Annotated in this window: 24 protein-coding genes; 17 read left to right on the forward strand and 7 right to left on the reverse strand. The window is 60.5% G+C overall.

Features of this window, described 5'->3' with window-relative positions; all coding sequences use genetic code 11:
- The first annotated feature begins 7 nt into the window (after positions 1-7).
- The 15 genes from nuoI (at position 8) to ABH945_RS15755 (ending at position 12,907) form a co-directional block, all read left to right on the forward strand.
- Positions 8-496 carry an NADH-quinone oxidoreductase subunit NuoI gene (gene nuoI, locus ABH945_RS15685; protein ID WP_074763534.1) on the forward strand — a complete coding sequence of 163 codons (489 nt, stop codon included), beginning with the start codon at positions 8-10 and terminating at the stop codon, positions 494-496.
- Between the two features lie 199 nt (positions 497-695).
- A complete protein-coding gene (locus ABH945_RS15690) occupies positions 696-1,394 on the forward strand; it encodes an NADH-quinone oxidoreductase subunit J (RefSeq protein ID WP_074763535.1) in 699 nt (232 codons plus the stop codon).
- A 20-nt stretch (positions 1,395-1,414) separates the two neighbouring features.
- A complete protein-coding gene (gene nuoK / locus ABH945_RS15695; RefSeq protein WP_013339863.1) occupies positions 1,415-1,720 on the forward strand; it encodes an NADH-quinone oxidoreductase subunit NuoK in 306 nt (101 codons plus the stop codon).
- A gap of 17 nt (positions 1,721-1,737) precedes the next feature.
- A complete protein-coding gene (gene nuoL, locus ABH945_RS15700; RefSeq protein WP_429251056.1) occupies positions 1,738-3,810 on the forward strand; it encodes an NADH-quinone oxidoreductase subunit L in 2,073 nt (690 codons plus the stop codon).
- 19 nt (positions 3,811-3,829) lie between these two features.
- Positions 3,830-5,320 (forward strand): NADH-quinone oxidoreductase subunit M, encoded by a 1,491-nt coding sequence (locus ABH945_RS15705; RefSeq protein ID WP_074763537.1) that lies wholly within the window; start codon positions 3,830-3,832, stop codon positions 5,318-5,320.
- Positions 5,321-5,345: 25 nt separating this feature from the next.
- Positions 5,346-6,818, forward strand: a complete 1,473-nt coding sequence (gene nuoN / locus ABH945_RS15710) for an NADH-quinone oxidoreductase subunit NuoN (RefSeq protein WP_429251057.1) — start codon at positions 5,346-5,348, stop codon at positions 6,816-6,818.
- Entirely contained in the window at positions 6,818-7,114 is a 297-nt protein-coding gene (locus ABH945_RS15715; protein WP_074763539.1) for a DUF2818 family protein, read from the forward strand. The genes nuoN and ABH945_RS15715 overlap by 1 nt, the downstream gene beginning before the upstream one ends.
- 43 nt (positions 7,115-7,157) lie before the next feature.
- On the forward strand, positions 7,158-7,742 hold the full coding sequence (locus ABH945_RS15720; RefSeq protein WP_429251058.1) for an NUDIX domain-containing protein: 585 nt from the start codon (positions 7,158-7,160) through the stop codon (positions 7,740-7,742).
- A 325-nt stretch (positions 7,743-8,067) separates the two neighbouring features.
- Positions 8,068-8,313, forward strand: a complete 246-nt coding sequence (locus ABH945_RS15725; protein ID WP_074763541.1) for a hypothetical protein — start codon at positions 8,068-8,070, stop codon at positions 8,311-8,313.
- A gap of 52 nt (positions 8,314-8,365) precedes the next feature.
- Positions 8,366-8,890, forward strand: a complete 525-nt coding sequence (locus ABH945_RS15730; protein ID WP_429251059.1) for a helix-turn-helix transcriptional regulator — start codon at positions 8,366-8,368, stop codon at positions 8,888-8,890.
- Between the two features lie 231 nt (positions 8,891-9,121).
- Positions 9,122-9,547, forward strand: a complete 426-nt coding sequence (locus ABH945_RS15735; RefSeq protein WP_429251060.1) for a DUF1178 family protein — start codon at positions 9,122-9,124, stop codon at positions 9,545-9,547.
- Positions 9,548-9,595: 48 nt separating this feature from the next.
- A complete protein-coding gene (locus ABH945_RS15740; RefSeq protein WP_429251061.1) occupies positions 9,596-10,792 on the forward strand; it encodes an acyl-CoA dehydrogenase family protein in 1,197 nt (398 codons plus the stop codon).
- A 10-nt stretch (positions 10,793-10,802) separates the two neighbouring features.
- The gene (locus ABH945_RS15745; protein WP_429251062.1) at positions 10,803-11,939 is read left to right on the forward strand and encodes an acyl-CoA dehydrogenase family protein; all 1,137 of its coding nucleotides are present in this window, start codon (positions 10,803-10,805) and stop codon (positions 11,937-11,939) included.
- Between the two features lie 36 nt (positions 11,940-11,975).
- The gene (locus ABH945_RS15750) at positions 11,976-12,434 is read left to right on the forward strand and encodes a MaoC family dehydratase (RefSeq protein ID WP_429251063.1); all 459 of its coding nucleotides are present in this window, start codon (positions 11,976-11,978) and stop codon (positions 12,432-12,434) included.
- Positions 12,431-12,907, forward strand: coding sequence for a MaoC family dehydratase (locus ABH945_RS15755; RefSeq protein ID WP_429251064.1), 477 nt, complete (start codon positions 12,431-12,433; stop codon positions 12,905-12,907). Before ABH945_RS15750 ends, ABH945_RS15755 begins: the two co-directional genes overlap by 4 nt.
- 187 nt (positions 12,908-13,094) lie before the next feature.
- Here the strand turns inward: ABH945_RS15755 and ABH945_RS15760 are convergent, their stop codons facing one another.
- The 5 genes from ABH945_RS15760 to ABH945_RS15780 all read right to left on the reverse strand — a co-directional run bounded on the left by ABH945_RS15760 (position 13,095) and on the right by ABH945_RS15780 (position 18,674).
- Positions 13,095-14,354 carry an acyl-CoA dehydrogenase family protein gene (locus tag ABH945_RS15760; protein WP_429251065.1) on the reverse strand — a complete coding sequence of 420 codons (1,260 nt, stop codon included), beginning with the start codon at positions 14,352-14,354 and terminating at the stop codon, positions 13,095-13,097.
- A gap of 99 nt (positions 14,355-14,453) precedes the next feature.
- Positions 14,454-15,560: a phosphotransferase gene (locus ABH945_RS15765; RefSeq protein ID WP_429251066.1), complete on the reverse strand. Its 1,107-nt coding sequence runs from the start codon at positions 15,558-15,560 to the stop codon at positions 14,454-14,456.
- 20 nt (positions 15,561-15,580) lie between these two features.
- Positions 15,581-16,297 (reverse strand): histidine phosphatase family protein, encoded by a 717-nt coding sequence (locus tag ABH945_RS15770; RefSeq protein ID WP_429251067.1) that lies wholly within the window; start codon positions 16,295-16,297, stop codon positions 15,581-15,583.
- 32 nt (positions 16,298-16,329) lie between these two features.
- A complete protein-coding gene (locus ABH945_RS15775) occupies positions 16,330-17,118 on the reverse strand; it encodes an oxepin-CoA hydrolase, alternative type (RefSeq protein ID WP_429251068.1) in 789 nt (262 codons plus the stop codon).
- The gene (locus ABH945_RS15780) at positions 17,115-18,674 is read right to left on the reverse strand and encodes a 3-hydroxyacyl-CoA dehydrogenase (RefSeq protein WP_429251069.1); all 1,560 of its coding nucleotides are present in this window, start codon (positions 18,672-18,674) and stop codon (positions 17,115-17,117) included. The genes ABH945_RS15775 and ABH945_RS15780 overlap by 4 nt, the downstream gene beginning before the upstream one ends.
- A gap of 138 nt (positions 18,675-18,812) precedes the next feature.
- Between ABH945_RS15780 and ABH945_RS15785 the strand changes: the two genes are divergently transcribed.
- Positions 18,813-19,460: a glutathione S-transferase family protein gene (locus ABH945_RS15785; protein WP_074763553.1), complete on the forward strand. Its 648-nt coding sequence runs from the start codon at positions 18,813-18,815 to the stop codon at positions 19,458-19,460.
- A 129-nt stretch (positions 19,461-19,589) separates the two neighbouring features.
- Here ABH945_RS15785 and ABH945_RS15790 read toward each other — a convergent pair whose 3' ends face one another.
- Entirely contained in the window at positions 19,590-20,762 is a 1,173-nt protein-coding gene (locus ABH945_RS15790; RefSeq protein WP_429251070.1) for a pyridoxal phosphate-dependent aminotransferase, read from the reverse strand.
- 150 nt (positions 20,763-20,912) lie between these two features.
- Entirely contained in the window at positions 20,913-21,410 is a 498-nt protein-coding gene (locus ABH945_RS15795) for a putative toxin-antitoxin system toxin component, PIN family (RefSeq protein ID WP_074763555.1), read from the reverse strand.
- A gap of 57 nt (positions 21,411-21,467) precedes the next feature.
- On the opposite strand from ABH945_RS15795, the gene yaaA reads away from it, so the two are divergent.
- Positions 21,468-22,250, forward strand: a complete 783-nt coding sequence (gene yaaA / locus ABH945_RS15800; protein ID WP_074763556.1) for a peroxide stress protein YaaA — start codon at positions 21,468-21,470, stop codon at positions 22,248-22,250.
- Positions 22,251-22,274 lie beyond the last annotated feature (24 nt).

A 22,274-nucleotide genomic window follows, 5' to 3' on the forward strand; every position in this document is an offset into this window, starting at 1 on the left:
TGAACCCATGACCGCAATCCAAAACTTTTTCAAAACCTTCTTCCTGACGGAACTGCTCAAAGGCCTCGCGCTGACCGGACGTTATACGTTCCAGCGCAAGGTGACGGTGCAGTTCCCCGAAGAAAAGACCCCGATGTCGCCGCGTTTTCGCGGTCTGCATGCGCTGCGCCGCTATGAAAACGGCGAAGAGCGCTGCATCGCTTGCAAGCTGTGCGAAGCAGTGTGCCCAGCGCTCGCGATCACGATTGAATCGGACCCCCGCGCGGACAACACGCGCCGTACGACGCGCTATGACATCGACCTGACCAAGTGCATCTTCTGCGGTTTCTGCGAAGAAAGCTGCCCGGTCGATTCGATCGTCGAAACGCACATTCTCGAGTATCACGGCGAGAAGCGCGGCGATCTGTACTTCACGAAAGAGATGCTGCTGGCCGTTGGCGATCGCTACGAAGCGGAAATCGCTGCGAATAAAGCGGCAGATGCACCGTATCGTTGAAGCGCCTGCCTGTTGAAGTCGTAAAAAGCAGCAGTAAAAATACGGCAGTAAAAGCAGCAAATACGGCCTGTTGTCGGGCCGGAAGCCGCGGGTTGAACTCCGCGGCTCGGCGGACCTGTGCGGCTGTTCTGGCGAAAATCGCCAGATGCACGTGCCAAAGAACAATGCCTGACAATGGCCTAACGATGAACCGGTAATCATGGAATTCACGACCGTACTGTTCTACATCTTCGCGCTGCTCCTGGTTGTGTCAGGGCTGAAGGTGATCACCTCGCGCAACCCGGTGGCGTCCGCACTGTTTCTGGTGCTGGCTTTCTTCAACGCAGCCGCTATCTGGATGCTGCTCGAAGCCGAGTTCCTCGCAATCCTGCTGGTGCTGGTCTACGTCGGCGCGGTGATGGTGCTGTTCCTGTTCGTCGTGATGATGCTGGACATCAACATGGACGTGCTACGCAAGGATTTCAAGCGCTTCGTGCCGATGGCGACCCTGGTGGGCGCGATCATCGTGATCGAAACTGCGCTGATCCTGTGGCACGGCTACGGCGCGACCGCCACGGCGTTGCGTGACACGACGGCTGTCGCGAACGGCATGGGCGACTGGTCGAACACCCGCCTGATCGGCAAGATCATCTACACCGATTACATCTTCGCGTTCGAAGTTGCCGGCCTTGTGCTGCTGGTGGCAATCATCGCCGCGATTGCTCTGACCACGAGCCATAAGAAGGACAGCAAACGCCAGAACGTGAGCGAGCAGGTCAAGGTTCGCGCTCAGGACCGTGTGCGCGTCGTGAAGATGGCATCGGAAAAGACCGCGGCGACCGTCGCGGCAGAAGAAGCCGAAGCAGCAGCGCAAGCAGCGGCGGCAGCGGCCGACTCGGCACCAGCTAAAAATAGCTGAGCGGACAGGAGATAGAAATCATGTTGACCCTAGCCCATTACCTTGTCCTTGGCGCGATCCTGTTTGCGATCAGCGTCGTCGGCATTTTCCTGAACCGCCGCAACGTCATCATCATCCTGATGGCGATTGAACTGATGCTGCTCGCGGTGAACACCAATTTCGTCGCCTTCTCGCATTACCTGGGCGACGTGCATGGCCAGATCTTCGTTTTCTTCGTGCTGACGGTAGCAGCGGCGGAAGCGGCGATCGGCCTCGCGATTCTGGTGACCCTGTTCCGTAGCCTCGACACGATCAATGTCGAGGATCTCGATCAGCTCAAAGGTTAACTTCAGGGAAAGTGGTTATGTCTACGATACTCAATGAAAACCTGCTGTTGGCAATTCCTTTGGCACCGCTCGCCGGTTCCTTGATTGCGGGGCTGTTCGGTAAGGCGGTAGGGCGAGCGGGCGCGCACTCGGTCACTATCCTCGGCGTGGCGATTTCGCTCGTCCTGTCGGCCATCGTCTTCTTCCAGGTGCTGAACGGCGCGAGTTTCAACGCGACGGTTTATCAGTGGATGGCGATCGGCAAGACGCAGTTCGAAGTCGGCTTCCTGGTCGACTCGCTGACGGCGATGATGATGGTCGTCGTGACCTTCGTGTCGCTGATGGTGCACATCTACACGATCGGCTACATGGCTGACGATGACGGTTACCAGCGCTTCTTCTCGTACATTTCGCTGTTCACGTTCTCGATGTTGATGCTCGTGATGAGCAACAACTTCCTGCAACTGTTCTTCGGCTGGGAAGCGGTGGGTCTGGTCTCGTACCTGCTGATCGGTTTCTACTTCACGCGCCCGACCGCGATCTACGCGAACATGAAGGCGTTTATCGTGAACCGCGTCGGCGACTTCGGCTTCCTGCTGGGTATCGGTCTGCTGTTCGCGTTCGCCGGTTCGATGAACTACGGCGACGTGTTCGCGAAGCGCACCGAACTCGCGGCTTTGAGCTTCCCGGGTACGGACTGGGGTTTGTTGACGGTGGCGTGTATCTGCCTGTTCATCGGCGCGATGGGTAAGTCGGCGCAGTTCCCGCTGCACGTGTGGCTGCCCGATTCGATGGAAGGCCCGACGCCGATCTCCGCGCTGATTCACGCAGCAACCATGGTGACGGCCGGCATCTTCATGGTCACGCGCATGTCGCCGTTGTTCGAACTGTCGGATACGGCGCTGTCGTTCGTGATGATCATCGGCGCAATTACCGCGCTGTTCATGGGCTTCCTCGGCATCATCCAGAACGACATCAAGCGTGTGGTGGCTTATTCCACGCTGTCGCAACTCGGTTACATGACGGTCGCGCTCGGCGCTTCGGCTTACTCGGTCGCCGTGTTCCACCTGATGACGCACGCGTTCTTCAAGGCGCTGCTGTTCCTCGGCGCGGGGTCGGTGATCATCGGCATGCACCACGATCAGGACATCCGCAACATGGGCGGCCTGCGCAAGTACATGCCGATCACGTGGATCACGTCGCTGATCGGTTCGCTGGCGCTGATCGGCACGCCGTTCTTCTCCGGCTTCTATTCGAAAGACTCGATCATCGACGCGGTGAAGCTGTCGCATCTGCCGGGCTCGGGCTTCGCGTATTTTGCCGTCGTGGCGAGCGTGTTCGTTACTGCGCTTTATTCGTTCCGTATGTACTTCATGGTGTTCCATGGCAAGGAGCGTTTCCGCGGTCCGAAGCACCCGGAATCGCCGATGGGCATCGAGGCTGCGGCGCATGCGCATGACGGTCATGGTCACGGCCATGACGCACACGGCCACGGTCACGACGACCACGCTCACGAGCCGCATGAAACGCCGTGGGTTGTCTGGCTGCCGCTGGTGCTGCTGGCGATTCCGTCGGTCGTGATCGGCGCGATCGGTATCGGCCCGATGCTGTACGGCGACTTCTTCCAGCACGGCGTCGCGTTCGACAAGGTGATCTTCATTGGCGCGAACCATCCGGCGGTGGCGGAGATGGCCGAAGAGTTCCACGGCTGGGTGTCGATGGGTTTCCATTCGGTTAGCGGTCTGCCGGTATGGCTGGCGCTGGCCGGTGTGGTGGTTGCGTGGTTCCTGTATCTGGTTCGCCCCGATCTGCCGGCTGTCATCAAGCGCGCGTTCGGCCCGATCTACACGTTGCTCGATAACAAGTACTACATGGACAAGATCAACGAAGTGGTGTTTGCACGCGGCGCAGTGGCCATCGGCCGTGGTCTGTGGAAGGAAGGCGACGTCGTCGTGATCGACGGCATCGTGAACGGCAGTGCACGCTTTATCGGCTGGTTTGCCGGCGTGATCCGCTTCCTGCAATCGGGCTACATCTATCACTACGCATTTGCCATGATCATCGGCATGCTGGGGCTCCTGACCCTTTTTGTAACGCTGGGCGGCAAATAAGGCGAGGGGACACTAACTAATGCACGCTTATCCGATTCTCAGTATCGCGATCTGGTTACCGATCCTCGTCGGCCTCGTCGTTCTGGCTATCGGTTCGGACCGGAACCCGGCTCCCGCGCGTTGGATTGCGCTGATCGGCTCGGTCGTCAGCTTTATCGTGACGATCCCGCTGATCACGGGTTTCGATTCGAGCTCCGCCGATCTGCAATTCGTCGAGCAGGCAAGCTGGATTGAGCGCTTTCACATTTCGTATCACCTGGGTGTCGACGGCATCTCGATGTGGTTCGTTGTGTTGACTGCGTTGATCACGGTGATCGTCGTGATCGCCGCGTGGGAAGTGATTACGAAGAACGTGGCGCAGTATCTGGCTGCGTTCCTGATCCTGTCGGGCATCATGGTCGGCGTGTTCAGTTCGGCCGACGGCATGTTGTTCTACGTGTTCTTCGAAGCGACGCTGATTCCGATGTACATCATCATCGGCGTGTGGGGTGGGGCGAACCGCGTGTACGCGGCGTTCAAGTTCTTCCTGTACACGCTGATGGGCTCGCTGCTGATGCTGGTCGCGCTGATCTATCTGTACGTCGAGACCGGTACGTTCGATCTCGCTACATGGCAGCATGCGCCGCTCGCGATGACGCCACAGGTGCTGATCTTCATAGCATTCTTCATGGCGTTCGCCGTGAAGGTGCCGATGTGGCCGGTGCACACATGGTTGCCCGATGCGCACGTCGAAGCGCCGACCGGCGGCTCGGTTGTGCTGGCCGCGATCATGCTGAAGCTGGGTGCATACGGTTTCCTGCGCTTCTCGTTGCCTATCGCGCCTGATGCGAGCCATTTTCTGGCGCCGGTCGTCATTACGCTGTCGCTGGTTGCGGTGATCTACATCGGCCTGGTCGCGATGGTCCAGGCCGACATGAAGAAGCTGGTTGCGTATTCGTCGATCGCGCACATGGGCTTCGTCACGCTGGGCTTCTTCATCTTCAACCAGCTCGGTATGGAAGGCGCGATCATTCAGATGATCTCGCACGGTTTCGTGTCGGGCGCGATGTTCCTCGCGATCGGCGTGTTGTACGACCGTATGCATTCGCGTCAGATCGCCGATTACGGCGGTGTCGTCAACGTGATGCCCAAGTTCGCGGCGTTCGCGATGCTGTTCGCGATGGCCAATTGCGGCTTGCCGGGCACGTCCGGTTTTGTCGGTGAGTTCATGGTGATTCTGGCGGCAGTCCAGTACAACTTCTGGATCGCCGGCGGTGCGGCAGTCACGCTGATTCTCGGCGCGGCCTACACACTGTGGATGTACAAGCGGGTGTACTTCGGCGCGATCGCCAACGATCACGTGAAGACTCTCCTCGACATCAACCGTCGCGAATTTTTCATGCTGGCAGTGCTTGCTGCACTGACGCTGTTCATGGGCTTGTATCCGAAGCCTTTTACCGATGTGATGCACGTATCCGTGGAAAACCTCCTCTCCCACGTTGCGCAGTCAAAGCTGCCGTTGCCTCAGTAACGCCGAGCGGAGGAATTTAAAGACCATGCAAAACGCCCCTATGACTGCTCTGTTGCCCGACGCACTGGTGATGTTCGCCGTTGTGCTCGCGTGGCTCAACGACACTTTCGTCGGCCAGGCCGGTCGCCGTACCACGTACTTTATTGCGTTCTTCTCGACGCTGATCGCCGGCATCTGGTTTGCGATGAATGCGTTCGACCCGCAAGTGCGCTACTTCTTTGGCCACATGTATGTGGTGGACCCGTTCGCCAGCGCGATGAAGGCGGTCGTGACCCTCGGCTATGCCGTGTCGATCGTCTATTCGCGCCGTTATCTCGAAGAACGTAATCTGTTCCGCGGCGAGTTCTTCCTGTTGGGCATGTTCTCGTTGCTCGGCCAACTGGTGATGATCTCCGGCAACAACTTCCTGACGCTGTATCTCGGTCTGGAACTGATGTCGCTGTCGCTGTATGCAGTGATCGCGCTGCGTCGTGAAGTGCCGCAATCGAACGAAGCGGCGATGAAGTACTACGTGCTCGGCGCGCTGGCTTCGGGTTTCCTGCTGTACGGCATCTCGATGCTGTACGGTGCGACCGGCTCGCTCGACCTGAACGAAGTGTTCAAGGCGATCGGTACGAGCCACTACGATCCGAGCGTGCTGCTGTTCGGCGTGATCTTCATCGTGGCGGGCGTGGCGTTCAAGATGGGCGCGGTGCCGTTCCACATGTGGGTGCCTGACGTGTACCAGGGCGCGCCGACGGCGATGTCGCTGATCGTCGGCGGTGGTCCGAAGGTCGCTGCATTTGCGTGGGGCTTCCGTTTCCTCGTGATGGGTCTGCTGCCGCTGGCAGTCGAATGGCAACAGATGCTGGTGATTCTCGCGGCGCTGTCGCTGATCGTCGGCAATATCACGGGTATCGTGCAACGCAATGTGAAGCGGATGCTCGCGTACTCGGCGATCTCGAACATGGGCTTCGTGCTGCTCGGCCTGCTGGCCGGCGTGGTCGACCAGAAGACCGCGGGCGCAGCCAACGCGTACGGCTCGGCAATGTTCTACAGCATCGTCTACCTGATCACGACGCTGGGCACCTTCGGTGTGATCATGCTGCTGGCTCGCCGCGATTTCGAAGCCGACACGCTCGAAGACTTCAAGGGCCTGAATCAACGCAGCCCGGTGTTCGCGTTCGTGATGATGATCATGATGTTCTCGCTCGCGGGCATTCCGCCGGCAGTGGGCTTCTACGCGAAACTCGCGGTGCTGCAGGCCACGATGAACGCCGGTTTGACGTGGCTGACCGTGCTGGCCGTGATCACGTCGCTGTTCGGTGCGTTCTACTACCTGCGTATCGTCAAGCTGATGTATTTCGACGAACCGCAAGACAAGTCGCCGATCGCCGCCGACAGCAGCACGCGTGCTCTGTTGGCCCTCAATGGCGTTGCCGTGCTGGTGCTCGGTATCGTGCCGGATCCGCTGTTGAAAGCTTGCCTGCAGGCTATCCAGCACACGCTGCTGTTCTGATGTCCGCTGCAGGCTGGTTTATCGTGTTGTTGGCGCTGGTCGGCGCCAACCTGCCGTTCCTGAATCAACGCCTCTTCGCCGCCGTTCCGTTGAAAGCGGCGAAGAAGAATGCGTGGATCCGGATCGCCGAATTGATCGTGCTGTACTTCGTGGTCGGCGCGTTCGGCTTTCTGCTTGAGGCGCGAGCAGGGAACCGCTTCGAACAGGGCTGGCAGTTTTATGCCATCACGTTCGCGCTGTTCATCGTGTTCGCGTTCCCCGGTTTTACCTTCCAATATCTCGTCAAACGCCGCTGACGGCGTCTCGCCGTCGCGCACCACGCTGTCCTGAGGTCCGCATATGGCTGAACTTCCCGATCACGACGCCGCGCTTACCGAGACCTGTGTCGACAGCAAGCAGGTCTACAAAGGGCCGTTCATGACGGTCAAGTGCGACACCGTTCGTTTGCCGGACGGCAAACAGGCAACCCGTGAATATGTTCAGCACCCGGGCGCCGTGATGGTGATTCCATTGTTCGACGATGGCCGCGTGCTGCTGGAAAGCCAGTATCGGTATCCGATGGGCAAGGTCATGGTCGAATATCCGGCCGGTAAGCTCGATCCGAACGAAGGTGCGCTGGCGTGCGCTAAACGTGAGTTGCGCGAGGAGACCGGCTATACCGCGCGTGAATATGTTTATTTGACGCGCATTCACCCGATCATTTCGTATTCGACTGAGTTCATCGACATCTATCTCGCGCGCGGTTTGACGGCGGGCGAGCGCAAGCTCGACGAAGGCGAGTTCCTCGAGTTGTTCACGGCGACTGTCGACGAAGTGTCCGAGTGGGTGCGTACCGGCAAGATCACGGACGTGAAGACGATCATTGGCACGTTCTGGCTCGAGAAAGTGTTGTCGGGTGCATGGCCGACGGCTGAGCCGCAATAACGCAGCGCTTCAGGCGCGCTAGTCTGAAGCTTGTGAACAGCCCCTGCTGGTCTTTGACCAGCAGGGGCTTTGTCATTGTGGCCGTTGAAATCGCTTCGATGGCGCTTCTATACCGTATCCCATTTCTCAGAAATATCTCGTTTTCTTATGACTTCTGGCCGTCTCGCTCGACGATTGCCGGCGCGCTAGCATGAACCTCCATTTACGACAGTGGCTTTTTCTTTTGCCAGGGATAACCAATGTTCTGAGATGGATTGAATTCGGGTGACTGGATAAGGTTGTCACTTGACAACCTTATCCGCGCTCGCTAAATTGGAGGGTGTCGATGGTTCGAGCAAATCACGCTAAGAAAGAGGTCGAGGCTGCGTTGGCGCATGCGGAGAAAAGCGGCTGGCGCGTGCAGAGCGGTGGGCGGGGTCACGCTTGGGGGAAGATGTATTGCCCTTACAAAGACGCTGAATGTCGCTGCGGTGAGTTTTGTATATCGAGTATCTGGAGTACGCCGAAGAATCCAGATAATCATGCAAAGCATTTGCGCCGCATCGTCGACAACTGCACGGCTCGCCGGTAGCAGGTAGTTTTGAATAGCAAAGGTTTAGGGTTGAAGGAGGCGGAAGTAGCGTATGGAATATGTGTTCACCTTGAAATACCGGCTCTCGGCAGAAGACTGCGATCTGGACGCGATTGTCGAGCGTTTGGGCGAAGCCGGGTGCGACGATGCAACCGTTGGCGTGGGCCAGGCGGGCCGCCTCGCGTTGCTCTTTTCCCGCGAAGGCGAGTCTGCATTCGCAGCGCTGGTCAGCGCGCTTAAAGATGTGAAACAGGTGGTGCCGTCTGCCCGCCTCGTCGAGGCAGGGCCCGACTTCGTCGGACTCACCGACGTCGCCGAAGTCGCAGGGGTATCGCGGCAAAACATGCGTAAGCTGATGCTAAGTCACGCCATCGACTTTCCGCCGCCTGTGCATGAGGGAAGTGCGTCCGTCTGGCATCTTTCGGACATTCTCGATTGGCTGAACGAGCGCGGCGGATACAACATCAGCGCGGACGTGGCGGATGTCGCGAAATCGGCCAAGCAGATCAATCTTGCAAAGGAAGTGCGAGGACTCGAGCCGCGCTTTAATCGCCAACTCGAGAGGCTGGTTGTATAGCAGGTGGTAACGAGGTACGCAGATGGTTGCCCTAATCCGATTGGCCGGGTGGCTGCTTCACTCGGCCCCTCAAGACACCCTCGGCAGTCGTTGACGCAAAGCGTTAAAATCGCCCACCGCGTTCGTTTTGTGAGCGACGGCTGGCATCGGCGAGTCGTCCGTAATAATTTACGAACGACCGTTCACAAATTTTGATTTTGCGCTAAACTGGCACGCAAGCCCTGATTCCACATGAAGGTCCTCGATTTACAGTGTCCGCATGGCCATCGGTTCGAAGGTTGGTTTGCTTCGGCTGATGACTTCGAGTCGCAGCAATCCCGCAAGCTGATCGAATGTCCGATTTGCGGGGCGAACGAAGTAAGCCGCTTGCCGTCGGCACCGCGTCTGAACCTGTCAGGCGCGACCGAAACGAAGCCGCAGGCGGAGGCTGGCGACATGCAGGCGCGCGTGATGCGTGCTCTGCGTGAGGTACTGGAAAAGACCGAGAACGTGGGCGACCGCTTCGCCGAGGAAGCACGGCGCATTCACTACAACGAAGCGCCGGCTCGCAATATTCGCGGGGTCACGACACCGGAAGATGCGCGAGCCTTGGTCGAAGAAGGCATCGAAGTGATGCCGCTGCCAGTTCCGGCCGCTTTGAAGGAACCGCTGCAATAGCGCAGTAGTTCCCTGGCGGCAGGTGGTTGCGGCCAGGAGACACTACGCATGAATCTGGACTATTCCCCCGCTGACGACGCATTCCGCGCCGACATCCGCGCCTGGCTCGAAGCGAATCTGCCTCGCGAGCTGAGCGACAAAGTACTCAACCACAAGCGTCTCGCCCGCGAAGATTTCGCAGACTGGCACAAGCTGCTCGGCACGCGCGGCTGGTCGGTGATCGCGTGGCCGAAAGAATATGGCGGTCCAGGCTGGGACGCGACCCAGCGGCATATCTGGGAAGAGGAGTGCGCGCGCATTGGTGCGCCGTCGGTGCTGCCCTTCGGAGTATCGATGGTGGCGCCCGTGCTGATGAAGTACGGCAGCGAAGCGCAGAAACGCCATTATTTGCCGCGTATTCTCGACGGCACCGACTGGTGGTGCCAAGGCTATTCCGAGCCGGGCTCCGGCTCCGATCTGGCGTCGTTGCGCACACGTGCCGAGCGGGTCGGCGACCACTACATCGTCAACGGCCAGAAGACCTGGACCACGCTTGGCCAGTATGCCGACATGATGTTCTGCCTCGTGCGCACCGACAGCGGCGCAAAAAAGCAGGAGGGCATCTCTTTCCTGCTGATCGATATGAAAACGCCGGGTATCACCGTGCGCCCGATCATCACGCTCGACGAAGATCACGAAGTCAACGAAGTGTTTTTCGAAGACGTGAAGGTGCCGGTTGGGAATCTGGTCGGCGAAGAGAATCGCGGCTGGACTTACGCGAAATATCTGCTCGGCCATGAGCGCACTGGCATCGCGCGCGTCGGCAACTCGAAGCGCGAACTCGCATTCCTGAAGCGCCTCGCTCTGAATCAGAAGAAGAACGGCAAACCGCTGTTGCAGGATCCGGTATTCGCATCGAAAGTCGCGAGCCTTGAGATCGAGTTGATGGCGCTGGAAGTGACCGTGCAACGCGTCGTGGCCAATGAAGCCGGCGGACGTGGCCCCGGACCGGAGGCGTCGATGCTGAAGATCAAGGGCACGGAAGTACAGCAGGCACTGACCGAACTCATGTTCGAGACCGTCGGCCCGCTCGCCGCACCGTTCGACGTACCGTTCCTCGAAGGCGAACGCGAGCACAGCCTGGCCGGCGACGACGATGCTGCGCCGCTCGCCGCGTACTACTTCAATTACCGCAAGACGTCGATTTACGGCGGTTCGAACGAAATTCAAAAGAACATCATCGCGCAGATGATTCTCGGACTTTGAGGAGCGGCGCATGGACTTCACTTTCAACGACGAACAACAGCAATTTGCCGACGCGCTGCGCCGCTATCTGGACAGGAGCTACGGCTTCGAAGCGCGTCAGGCGATCGTGCGCTCGGAACCCGGCGTGTCGGAATCACATTGGGCAGCGTTCACCGAATTGGGCCTGACGGCATTGCCGGTTCCCGAGGCTCAGGGCGGTTTCAATGGCGGCCCGATCGACATGCTGGTGGTCATGCAGGAGCTTGGCCGGGCGTTGGTGATTGAGCCGTACTGGGCAACGGCGGTGGGCATCGAGGCGCTGCGCATGGCGGGTTCGGGCGATGGCGAAGACGCCGCATTGCTGGAGCGCGTGGCTCAAGGCGAAATAAAACTGGCAGTGGCATTTCACGAGCCGCATGCGCGTTACGACCTGTTCGAAGTCGCGACGGTCGCGAACGAGCAGCGTGATCAGAGTGGGCGTCAGGCGCTCACCGGCGCGAAATCGGTTGTGCTGCACGGCGCTCAAGCCGATCACTGGATCGTGCCGGCGCGCCTGAATGGTGAGATCGCGCTCTTTGTTGTGGCGCGCGATGCAGCGGGCGTCAAAGTTACGGACTACCGCACAATCGACGGCCAACGCGCTGCGACCATTGAGTTCAGCGGTACGCCGGCACGCCGGCTCGGCGGCAAGCATGCGGGCGCGGCCGCCCTCGAACATATCGCTGACTACGGCACGCTGCTCCTGTGCGCGGAAGCCATCGGCGCATTAGACGCACTGAACCTCGCCACCGTCGACTACACCAAAACGCGTCAGCAGTTCGGTCAGCCGATTGCGCGCTTCCAGGCGCTTCAGCATCGTATGGTCGAGATGTTGATTCATGCCGAGCAGGCGCGTTCGGTCACCTATCTGGCCGCCATGCGCTACACGAGCGAAGATGCGGACGAGCGTCGTCGCGCAATTTCCGCGGCAAAGGTCAGAGTCGGGCAGGCCGCCCGTTTTGTCGGTCAGCAGGCGGTACAGTTGCACGGCGGCATGGGCGTCACGAACGAAGTGGCGGCGGCGCATCTGTTCAAGCGTTTGGCGATCATCGAGACAACCTTGGGCGATGTCGATCACCATCTCGCGCGGTTTGCCGCGCTGCCGGGCTTCACCACTGTCGAAGCCTGATCGGGCTGTCCAACCAGATAAGCAGGAGATACGACCATGGGCTTGAGTTTCGAAGACCTGATAGTCGGCACGAGTACCGAAATCGGCAAGCACACATTCACGCGTGAAGAAATTGTCGAGTTCGCGGTGAAGTTCGATCCGCAGCCGTTTCATCTGGACGAAGCCGCGGCGGAAAAATCGCCGTTTCGCGGACTGGTGGCGAGCGGCTGGCATACCTGCTCGGTCATGATGGGCATGCTGGTGCGCAACGCGTTCGCAGGTTCGACTTCGATGGGTTCGCCGGGTATCGACGAGATTCGCTGGTTGAAGCCGGTGCGGGTCGGCGACACCATCACGATGATGAATGTCGTGCTCGACAAACGCGTTTCGGAGAGCAAGCCGGATCGCGGCATCGTGTCGACGCGCTGGGAAGGGTTCAATCAGCACGGCGAGATGGTGATCACGGTCAGTTCGAAGGGACTGTTCGGGCTGCGCAATCCTGGAGCGGCGTCATGACGATCGGTGCGGCGTCCGCCGCGACGTTTGACGATGCAGAAGCGCTGCGTGCGCAAGTCGGCGCAGAGCCGCTAGTCAGCGAGTGGATGACGGTCGATCAGGCGCGCGTCGATCTGTTCGCCGAAGCTACCGGCGATCATCAGTGGATTCACATCGACCCGGAGCGGGCGAAGCGCGAATCGCCGTTTGGTGGTCCGGTTGCGCATGGCTTCCTGACGCTGTCGTTGATTCCGGCTTTGCTGGGTAAGACGATTGCGATCAAACAGCGCATGGGCGTCAACTATGGGTTGAATCGTGTGCGGTTCACGTCGCCGGTTCTGGTCGGCTCGCAGTTGCGTGCGAAATTCGTCGTGGAGTCCGTGACTGAGGTCGACAGCAATGGGGTGCAGGCTGTGTGGAATGTGACGTTGGAACGGCAGGGCAGTGAGCGGCCGGTGTGTGTCGCCGAGTTCATCACGCGGCATTACTTTTAGCGGTTGTGCATCGTTTCGATACGGAACGATGAACATGCATGCAACGTAAAAAAGGCGCGAACCAGGTTCGCGCCTTTTTTCATCCCAATGGGTCGCGCAAAGAAGAATGCGGCTTCGTTCCACTTGTGGCGAGGCGCCGGCCTTTAGAACTTCACAAGCACCGGTCGCCACTCATCCCGGATCGAACTCAAACCCGCGTAACCGGCATCTCCACTTTGGCTGCCGCGCTCGCATCCATATGACGCGCGAGTTCGAGCTTGGCGATCGCATTGCGATGTACTTCGTCGGGACCGTCGGCAAAACGCAGCGTTCTCGCCGACGCATATGCATAAGCCAGCGGGAAGTCGTCGCTGACGCCACCGCCGCCGTGCGCCTGAATCGCCCAGTCGATCACCTGACACGCCATGTTCGGCGCGACCACCTTGATCATCGCGATCTCGCCGCGCGCGCCCTTGTTGCCGACCGTGTCCATCATGTACGCAGTTTTCAGCGTGAGCAGACGCGCCTGTTCGATCATGCAGCGCGCCTCGGCAAGACGTTCCAGCGTGACGCCTTGTGCCGCGACCGGTTTGCCGAACGCGACGCGTTGCAGCGAGCGTTTCGCCATCAATTCGATTGCGCGCTCGGCGAGGCCGATCAGACGCATGCAGTGGTGGATGCGTCCCGGTCCGAGGCGGCCTTGTGCGATCTCGAAGCCGCGACCTTCACCGAGCAGCATGTTGGTGGCGGGCACGCGTACGTTGTCGAGCGTGATTTCCATGTGGCCGTGTGGCGCGTCGTCGTAACCGAATACGGTCAGCGGACGATGCACGGTGATGCCGGTGGCGTCGGCGGGAACGAGGATCATCGACTGCTGCTGGTGGCGCGGCGCGTCGGGATCGGTCTTGCCCATCACGATATACACCTTGCAGCGCGGATCGCCCGCACCGGACGACCACCACTTGTGACCGTTGATCACGTAGTAGTCGCCATCGCGCACGATGCTGGTCTGGATATTGGTCGCATCCGACGATGCCACTTCGGGTTCCGTCATCAGAAATGCCGAGCGGATCTGGCCTTTGAGCAGAGGTTCGAGCCATTCGCGCTTATTGTCCTCGCTGCCGTAACGCTCGATCGTCTCCATGTTGCCGGTGTCGGGCGCGCTGCAGTTGAACACTTCGGGTGCCCAAGGCACGCGGCCCATGATTTCGCACAGCGGCGCGTATTCGAGGTTCGTCAGCCCGGCGCCGCGTGCGGATTCTGGCAGGAACAGATTCCACAGGCCGGCGTCGCGCGCCTTGTGTTTGAGTTGCTCGATCAGTTCGGTCGGCAGCCACGCGTTGCCGTTCTGGCGATTACGCGAAATCTCCGCATAGAATTCGTGTTCATTCGGATAGATGTGCTCATCGAAGAAAGCGAGCAGCTTTTCGCGCAATGCCTGAACCTTCGGGGTGTAATCGAAATTCATGTGTGACCTCGCGATAACAAATGGCGGATGAGGGTCTTTCTGCGCGCGCTGATTCAACGCGCGTATTCATTCGGTGGGCCGGATGTTCGACGCACCCAGCTAGCGCACCTTTTGCGCGTAATGCCACGCAAGTTCGGCCATCGGCTTTGCGCGACGACCGGCATCAAGCGCTTGCGCACTGGCCGCAGTGCCGTCGACGACGCGCTTCATGATCCCTTGCAGAATCGCGGCGATGCGGAACATGTTGTATGCGAGATAAAAATTCCAGTCGCCGTGAATCTCGAAGCCGGTGCGTTTGCAATAGCGCTCGACGTACTGGTTTTCGTCGGGAATGCCGAGGGCTGCCCAATCCAGGCCCGCGATGCCGCGGAATTTCGCCGGATCGACGTGCCACGCCATGCAGTGATACGCGAAGTCGGCGAGCGGGTCGCCGAGCGTCGACAGCTCCCAATCGAGCACGGCCAGCACTCGCGGCTCATGCGGATGAAAGATCAGATTGTCGAGCCGGAAATCTCCGTGTACGACCGACGCGCGCTCGCCAGTTTCAGCGGGCATGTGTTGCGGCAGCCAGTCGATCAACCGCTGCATCGCGTCGATCGGCTCGGTTTCGGACGCGATGTACTGCTTGCTCCAGCGACCGATTTGCCGTGCGAAGTAATTGCCGGGTTTGCCGTAGTCGGCGAGACCGGCTGCCTCTACGTTCACGCTATGCAGCGCCGCGATCACGCGATTCATTTCGTCGTAGATCGCCGCGCGTTCGGCGGGCGTCATGCCGGGCAGCGACTGATCCCACAACACGCGGCCTTCGACAAACTCCATCACGTAGAACGCACGCCCAATCACGCTTTCGTCGTCGCACAGCGCCAGCATTTGCGCGACTGGCACGTCGGTGCCGGCCAGCGCATGCATCACGCGATATTCACGTTCGACGGCATGCGCGGATGGCAGCAGCTTCGCCGCAGGCCCAGGCTTCGCGCGCATCACATACGAGCGCGACGGCGTGACCAGCTTGAAAGTGGGGTTGGACTGGCCACCGGCGAATTGCTCCAGCGTAAGCGGGCCGGAAAATCCGTCGACGTGGCGGGTCAGCCATGCGGCAAGCGCTTCGGCGTCGAAACGCTGCCGCTCGTTGACGGGCCGCGTGCCCTCGAAAGCCGAGTAATCCGGTTTGTGTTCTGGTTCGCCGGTCTGTGTGGCTTGCGCCATATGTCTCCTCCAGTTCGGGTTCAGCTACGCTTGTATTGAATGAATTGTGCGTAGAGCATTTCCATCGTGGTATTGCGAACGTCGCGATGCAGCGGCGACGGCGGGGAATAGTTGAGCATGCGGAGTACCCAGTCGCGCGCCGCGGTGCCGACATCGAGCGCATTGATACAGCCCGTGGCCTGCGACAGATGTCCGAAGAACGTGCGGCCCCCGGCGGTCAATGCATGCGACAGAATCGCGCGATTCACGCCGCCATGCAGGACCAGCAGCGCGGTGTCCCACGAAGTGTCCTCGCGCAACGCAGCCACGGCCGGCAACACGCGATCAAACAACGCGCCGATGGTCTCGCCGTCGAGAAAGCGCGTGCTTTCCGGCACGATGCCGTCGAACACGCCGAGAAAAGCCGCTTCGATATCCTGGGCCGGAATACTGCCCAGTCTGCCGCCGCGAATCTCTTGCCACGCGGGTTCGATCTCGAGTTCGATCTGCTGGCCTGTTTCGGCCAGCACACGCGTGGCGGTTTCGACGGTACGCGGCAAGCCGCTGACGATCACCCGATCGAAGCGGACCTGCTGTTCGGCAAACACGCGGCCCGCCGCGCTTGCCTGTTCGCGGCCATTGGCGTTCAGCGGCACGGTTTCAGGATCGATCGCGCGGCCGGAGTCGTCGAAGTAGGTGACGTCGCCGTGGCGCATCAGAAAGATGCGGCGGCGTTTGGGCAGTTGATAGTCAGGCATGGTCTCTCTCGTTTCGCTCCTGCTTCACGGGTTCATTTGTAGACCGGCGCGCGCTTTTCGAGGAACGCGGAAATTCCTTCGAGCCCGTCGCGATGATGCAGCGACGCGACGAAGCTATCGCGCTCCGCCACCAGATGCTCCGCGAGCGGTTGTGCGCCGGCAGCGCCAATCAGACCTTTGATGCGTGCTACCGAATTCGGCGAAATCTTGCCGAGTTCGTCGGCCCAGGCGACGGCGGTGTCGCGCGCGTGGCCAGGTTTGGCCAGTTTGTTGACGACGCCGAGTGCCTGCAGGCGCGCCGCACCGATCGGCTTGCCTTCGATCAGCACCTCGGTGGCCAGCTGGCGCGGCAGCGCTTGCGCGAGGAACCACGAGCCGCCGCCATCGGGCGTCAGGCCCACGCGGGCGTACGACATGACGAATTTGGCGTCGTCGCCGGCGACGATCAGATCGCAGGCGAGCGCGAGCGAAAAGCCGGCACCGGCAGCGGCGCCGTCGACGGCGGCAATCACTGGTTTCGACGACAGACGCAAAGCCGAAATCCACTGACCGAGCATGTCGATGCTTTCGGCCTGAACCGACGGATCTTTCGCGCGATTCTCAAGCAGGCGGTTCAGATTACCGCCCGCGCAGAAGAAGTTGTCGGCGCCGGTAATCACGACGGCGCGAATCGACGGATCGCGCTCCACTGAATCGAGCGCCTCAATTCCGGCTGCATACATATCCGGATGCAGCGCGTTGCGCGCACCGGGGTTCGACAGCGTGAGGACTAGTGTCGATTCGCTTTCGGTCGGACGCGAGGTCAGCAGTTCGGCGCTCATTGTTGGGTCTCCGGTTGGATGTCGGCGGCGTCGCGTTGGGTCAGCGACAGGCCGAGTTGCGCTCGACGTGCGAGCCAGGGCGACGGACGGTAACGTGGATCGCCGAGCACGCTGAACATATTGCGCAGGATCGTGAGGATGGTGGCTGCGCCGAGCGCATCGCCAAGCGCGAGCGGGCCGCGCGGATAGCCGAGACCGAGCGTGACGGCGAGGTCGATATCGTCGGGCGTGGCGATCTGTTTCTGCGCGATGTCGCAGCCAATGTTGACGATGGTCGCCACCACGCGTTGCGCGACGAAGCCGGTCGAGTCGCGGATCACGGTGACGGGCACGCCGTCGGACGCGAATAGCGCATGCGCGGCGTCCCTCGCGGCGCGGGTTGTAGCAGGCGTGGTCATCAGCGTGCGGCGTTGCGCGCCGATGAGCGGGAAGAGGGCGTCGATCGCGACGACGCGGGTTGCGTCCAGTGCTTCGTCGACTGCGGCGGTGGTTGCATCGTGCCCGAACGGGGTGACGACGATCAGCGAATCCGCAGCGGGCACGGCGCCCTCGTCGAGCATCACGCTGCTTGCCTCGCCGATGAGTTTGACGACCGCCTCGTGCGCCTGCGGATGGCGCTTGCTGACCCACACGCTTTTCGGCAACTGCGTCGGCGCGGGCGCTTCGGCAGGCACCTGCTGCTTGCCGTCCACGTAACGATAAAAGCCTTCACCCGTTTTGCGGCCGATCAATCCGCCCGCGAGCCGCGTGCCTGTAATTGGCGACGGCGTGAAACGCGGCTCTTCATAGAACTGGTGATAGATCGACTCCATCACCGGATGCGACACGTCCAGCGCGGTCAGGTCGAGCAACTCGAACGGCCCGAGGCGAAAACCCGCCTGCTCGCGCATGATCCGGTCGATGTCCGCGAAACTCGCGACGCCTTCGCCTGCCACCCGCAAGCCTTCGGTATTCATCCCCCGGCCCGCGTGATTGACGATGAAGCCGGGCATGTCTTTCGCGCGCACCGGTGTGTGACCCATGCGGCGCGCGAGAACCATTAGCGCGTCGCCCGCCGCGGGGTCGCTGCGCAAGCCGTCGATCACCTCGACGACTTTCATCAACGGAACGGGATTGAAGAAGTGGTAGCCGGCCACGCGCGACGGGTCGGTGCAAGCGGCGGCAATGGCGGTAATGGACAGCGACGACGTGTTCGACGCCAGCACGCAACGGCCGCTTACCACGGTTTCGAGTTCGCGAAAGAGCGCTTGTTTCACGTCGAGTTTTTCGACAATCGCTTCGATCACGAGGTCGCAATCGGCCAGCTCGCCGATCGCATGCGCGCCGCTTACGTTAGCCAACGCCGCGAGCGAACGCGCCTGGTCGAGCTTGCCTTTGGCCGTCAATTTGGCGAAAGTCTCGGCGAGGTAGTCGCGCGCCGCGCCGATCGCAGCGGGGTTGGTGTCGTACAGACGAACCTTCAGGCCCGCCAACGCGGCGATCTGGGCGATGCCGCGACCCATTGCACCGGTTCCGACAATGCCGATAGTCTCGATACTGAAATGGCGAGAGGTCATTGTGATGCTCGACTCCATGGTTATTTTAGAATAGCACGATCGTGCAATTTACTGGATGATTGTTCGATGGCCGCTGCGTCGATGTGCGTTTTGACTCAGACGAGCGGTCTTACACAACCCGAAAAAAGGAGACACCGGATGCTCAAGCTGTGCGGTTTCGCGCTCTCTAACTACTACAACAAAGTGAAGTTCGTGCTTCTCGAACACGGCATTCCGTTCGAAGAAGTGTTCGTGACGCCGAGTCAGGACGAGGCCGTGCTCGAGCATTCTCCGCTCGGCAAGGTGCCTTATCTGCAGACTGAAGACGGCGATTTGTGCGAGTCGCAATGCATCGTCGAGTATCTGGCGGCGCGCTTTCCCGACAAGGCGATTTTTTCTGCCGACCCTTGGGAAGCCGCGAAGGAGCGCGAACTGATCATGTTCGTCGACGTGCATCTCGAACTGACCGCGCGCAATCTGTACAAGGAAGCGTTCTTCGGCGGCACCGTGACCGACGCGACGAAGGGGCGTATCGAGAAGCTGCTCGCACATCACATTGCGGGCTTCAAACGGATCGCAAAGTTCGGGCCGTATCTGGGCGGCGAGCGCTTCAGCGTCGCGGACACAGCCGGTTATGTGAGCTTGCCGCTGGTCGGCATGGCGACGCAGACCATCTACGGTCGCGATTTTCTGCTCGACGCGGGCCTCGACTGGAAAAGCTACGTGAAGGAGATCAACGCGCGACCGGCAGCGCAACGTGTGACCGACGACCGCAAGGCGTATATCGCGGCGTCGCGTCCCGCTTGAAGGGATGTAATGCGGGTGCTGCAGGTTCTTCGAGCAGGGAAGCATGCTGAGGCGCGCGGCGCACGCCTCAGCCGCTGCGCGCGATAGCGAGGAACGGAGGTTCGTTCGAAGCGTCGCGCGGAGCATTTTTTATAGCCGCGCCAACCGTTCGAGCGCGGTGGCGAGGGTGCTTTCCTGTTTGGCGAAGCAGAAGCGCACCACGCCCGATTCATGCGCCTCGTGATAGAACGCCGACACCGGAATGGCCGCGACGCCGATCTCGCCGGTCAGCCATTGTGCGAATTCGGCTTCGGGTAAATCGCTGATTGCCGAGTAGTCGACGCACTGAAAGTAGGTGCCCGTGCAGGGCAGCAACTTGAAGCGCGAGTTGGCAAGCCCGGCGCGGAAGAAGTCGCGCTTCTTCTGATAGAACGTCGGCAGGTCGAGATAGGGCGCCGGGTCTTTCATGTACTCGGCGAGACCGATCTGCATCGGTGTATTCACCGTGAACACGTTGAACTGATGCACCTTGCGGAATTCGGCGGTGAGCGCGGCGGGTGCCGCCACGTAGCCGACTTTCCAGCCCGTCACGTGATAGGTCTTGCCGAAGCTCGACACGACGAAACTGCGCTGCGCCAGTTCCGGGTAACGCGCAACGCTTTCGTGCGGCGCGCCGTCGTAGACCATGTGTTCGTACACTTCGTCGGAAAGGATCAGCACATTGGTGCCGCGCACGATCTCTTCGAGCTTGCGCATGTCTTCCGCGCGCCAGACCGTGCCGGTCGGATTGTGCGGCGTGTTGATCAGCAGCAGCCGCGTTTTCGGCGTGATGGCGGCGGCGAGCTTGTCGAACGGGATCGCGTAGTCGGGTGCGTCGAGCGTGACGAAAACCGGCTTGCCGCCAGCGAGTTCGATCGACGGCAGGTAGCTGTCGTAAGTCGGCTCGATCACCACCACTTCGTCGCCCGGATGAACGGCGCACAGAATCGCGGTCAGCAACGCCTGGGTCGCGCCCGCAGTCACCGTGATTTCATTCGTGGCGTCGTAGCGGCGGCCATACAGGTTTGCAATCTTGTCGGAGATAGCCTGACGCAGCGGCGCGACGCCGGCCATCGGCGGGTACTGGTTGTGGCCGTCGCGCATTGCGTTCGAGACCGCATCGACAATGCGCGGATCGCAATTGAAATCGGGGAAGCCCTGGCCCAGGTTGACCGCGCCTTTTTCGGCGGCGAGCGCGCTCATCACGGTGAAAATCGTCGTGCCGACATTCGGCAGGCGCGAAGGAAACGAGGGACTCATGGGCGTGTCGTGCAGTGCATTCATGGCGCTATCCGAAGCGTTGGCAAGAGAGTTGGCGAATTGGGCGAAGCGCGTCGTCGGGCAAGGACGAAGCCTGATTGTAGGGAATCGCGGCGGCGTGTGGGCGCCGCGAGGCCTTCGTTAGCCGTTCGGCCAAGGCCAGCACAGCGGGAATCACGCGGGAGCGGGCTCGTCGGCGTCGCTCAGCGAAGTGCTGATCGCGGCGACGAACGGCGCGGGCTGCGCAATCTGGAAACCGAAATCGCGCGCGATCCGCTTTGCAAGCTTCAATACCGCGCGGTCTTTCGACACCAGCCAGTCGGCTTTCGCGGCGTGCGCGAGTTCGAGAAACTTCTGGTCGTCGCGATCCTTGCATTTGGGCAGCGGCTTCGCGTCTTCGGCGGGCTGTGCGGGTTCGACCAGTTGCGCGAGTCGCGCGACGACAGCCAGCGCGGCCGCTTTATCCACGTTTCGATGCACGAATTGCGGATAGTCGAGTACGTAAGTGAGTTCGGCGAGACACCGCGCGTCGATCAGCGCGGCAAGCGTGCCGCTTTCGAGCGCGGCCGCGATGGGCCGCGTGTGCGGGTCGTCGAACACGAGAATATCGATCCACACATTGGAATCGAGGACGACGCGCAAGGCGTCGTGTGAGGCATGGGAACCGGGCATTCGTTACAATCTGGCTTTCGTCTTTGACCGCCAGGCACGGCGTGCCTGCAAGCCTCTATGATAATCGTTCTGTCGCCGGCGAAATCGCTCGACTACGAAACCCCCCCGCACGTCAAAAAGCACACGATCCCCGATTTTGTCGATGACGCCGCCGAATTGATCGGCGGATTGCGCCGTTTGTCGCCGCAGCAGATCGCCTCGTTGATGGATATTTCCGATCAACTCGCGCACCTGAATTTTCAGCGCTACGCCGAATGGTCGCCGAAATTCGACACGCACAATGCGAAGCAGGCGGTGCTTGCGTTCAATGGCGACGTGTATGAGGGCTTCAACGCGAAGACGTTGTCGCCGGCGGATCTGGACTATGCGCAGAACCATGTGCGCGTGCTGTCCGGTCTCTACGGGTTGCTGCGTCCGCTCGATCTGCTGCAACCGTACCGGCTCGAAATGGGCACGCGGTTCGCCAATCCGCGCGGCAAGGATCTGTACGCGTTCTGGGGCGAGCGCATCACGCAGGCTCTGAATGCGCAGTTGAAGAAGAACGCCACGGCTTCGCGCGTGCTGGTGAATTGCGCGTCGACCGAGTACTTCAAATCGGTCAAGCCGAAGCTGCTCGACGCGCCCGTCATCACGCCCGTTTTCGAAGACTGGAAGGGCGGGCGCTACAAGATCATCAGCTTCCACGCCAAACGCGCGCGCGGCCTGATGGCGCGCTACGCGGTCGAAAACCGTGTCGACCAGCCCGAGAAGCTGAAAGAGTTCGACTCCGAAGGCTATGCGTTCGACGCAGAAGCATCGAACGATTCCACTTACGTATTCCGCCGCCGCGTCGCCGATTAAGCGTTTTGTCGCGTGTGCAACATC

Source organism: Paraburkholderia sp. GAS333 (assembly GCF_050435665.1).
In the GTDB taxonomy this organism is placed as follows: Bacteria; Pseudomonadota; Gammaproteobacteria; order Burkholderiales; family Burkholderiaceae; genus Paraburkholderia; species Paraburkholderia fungorum_A.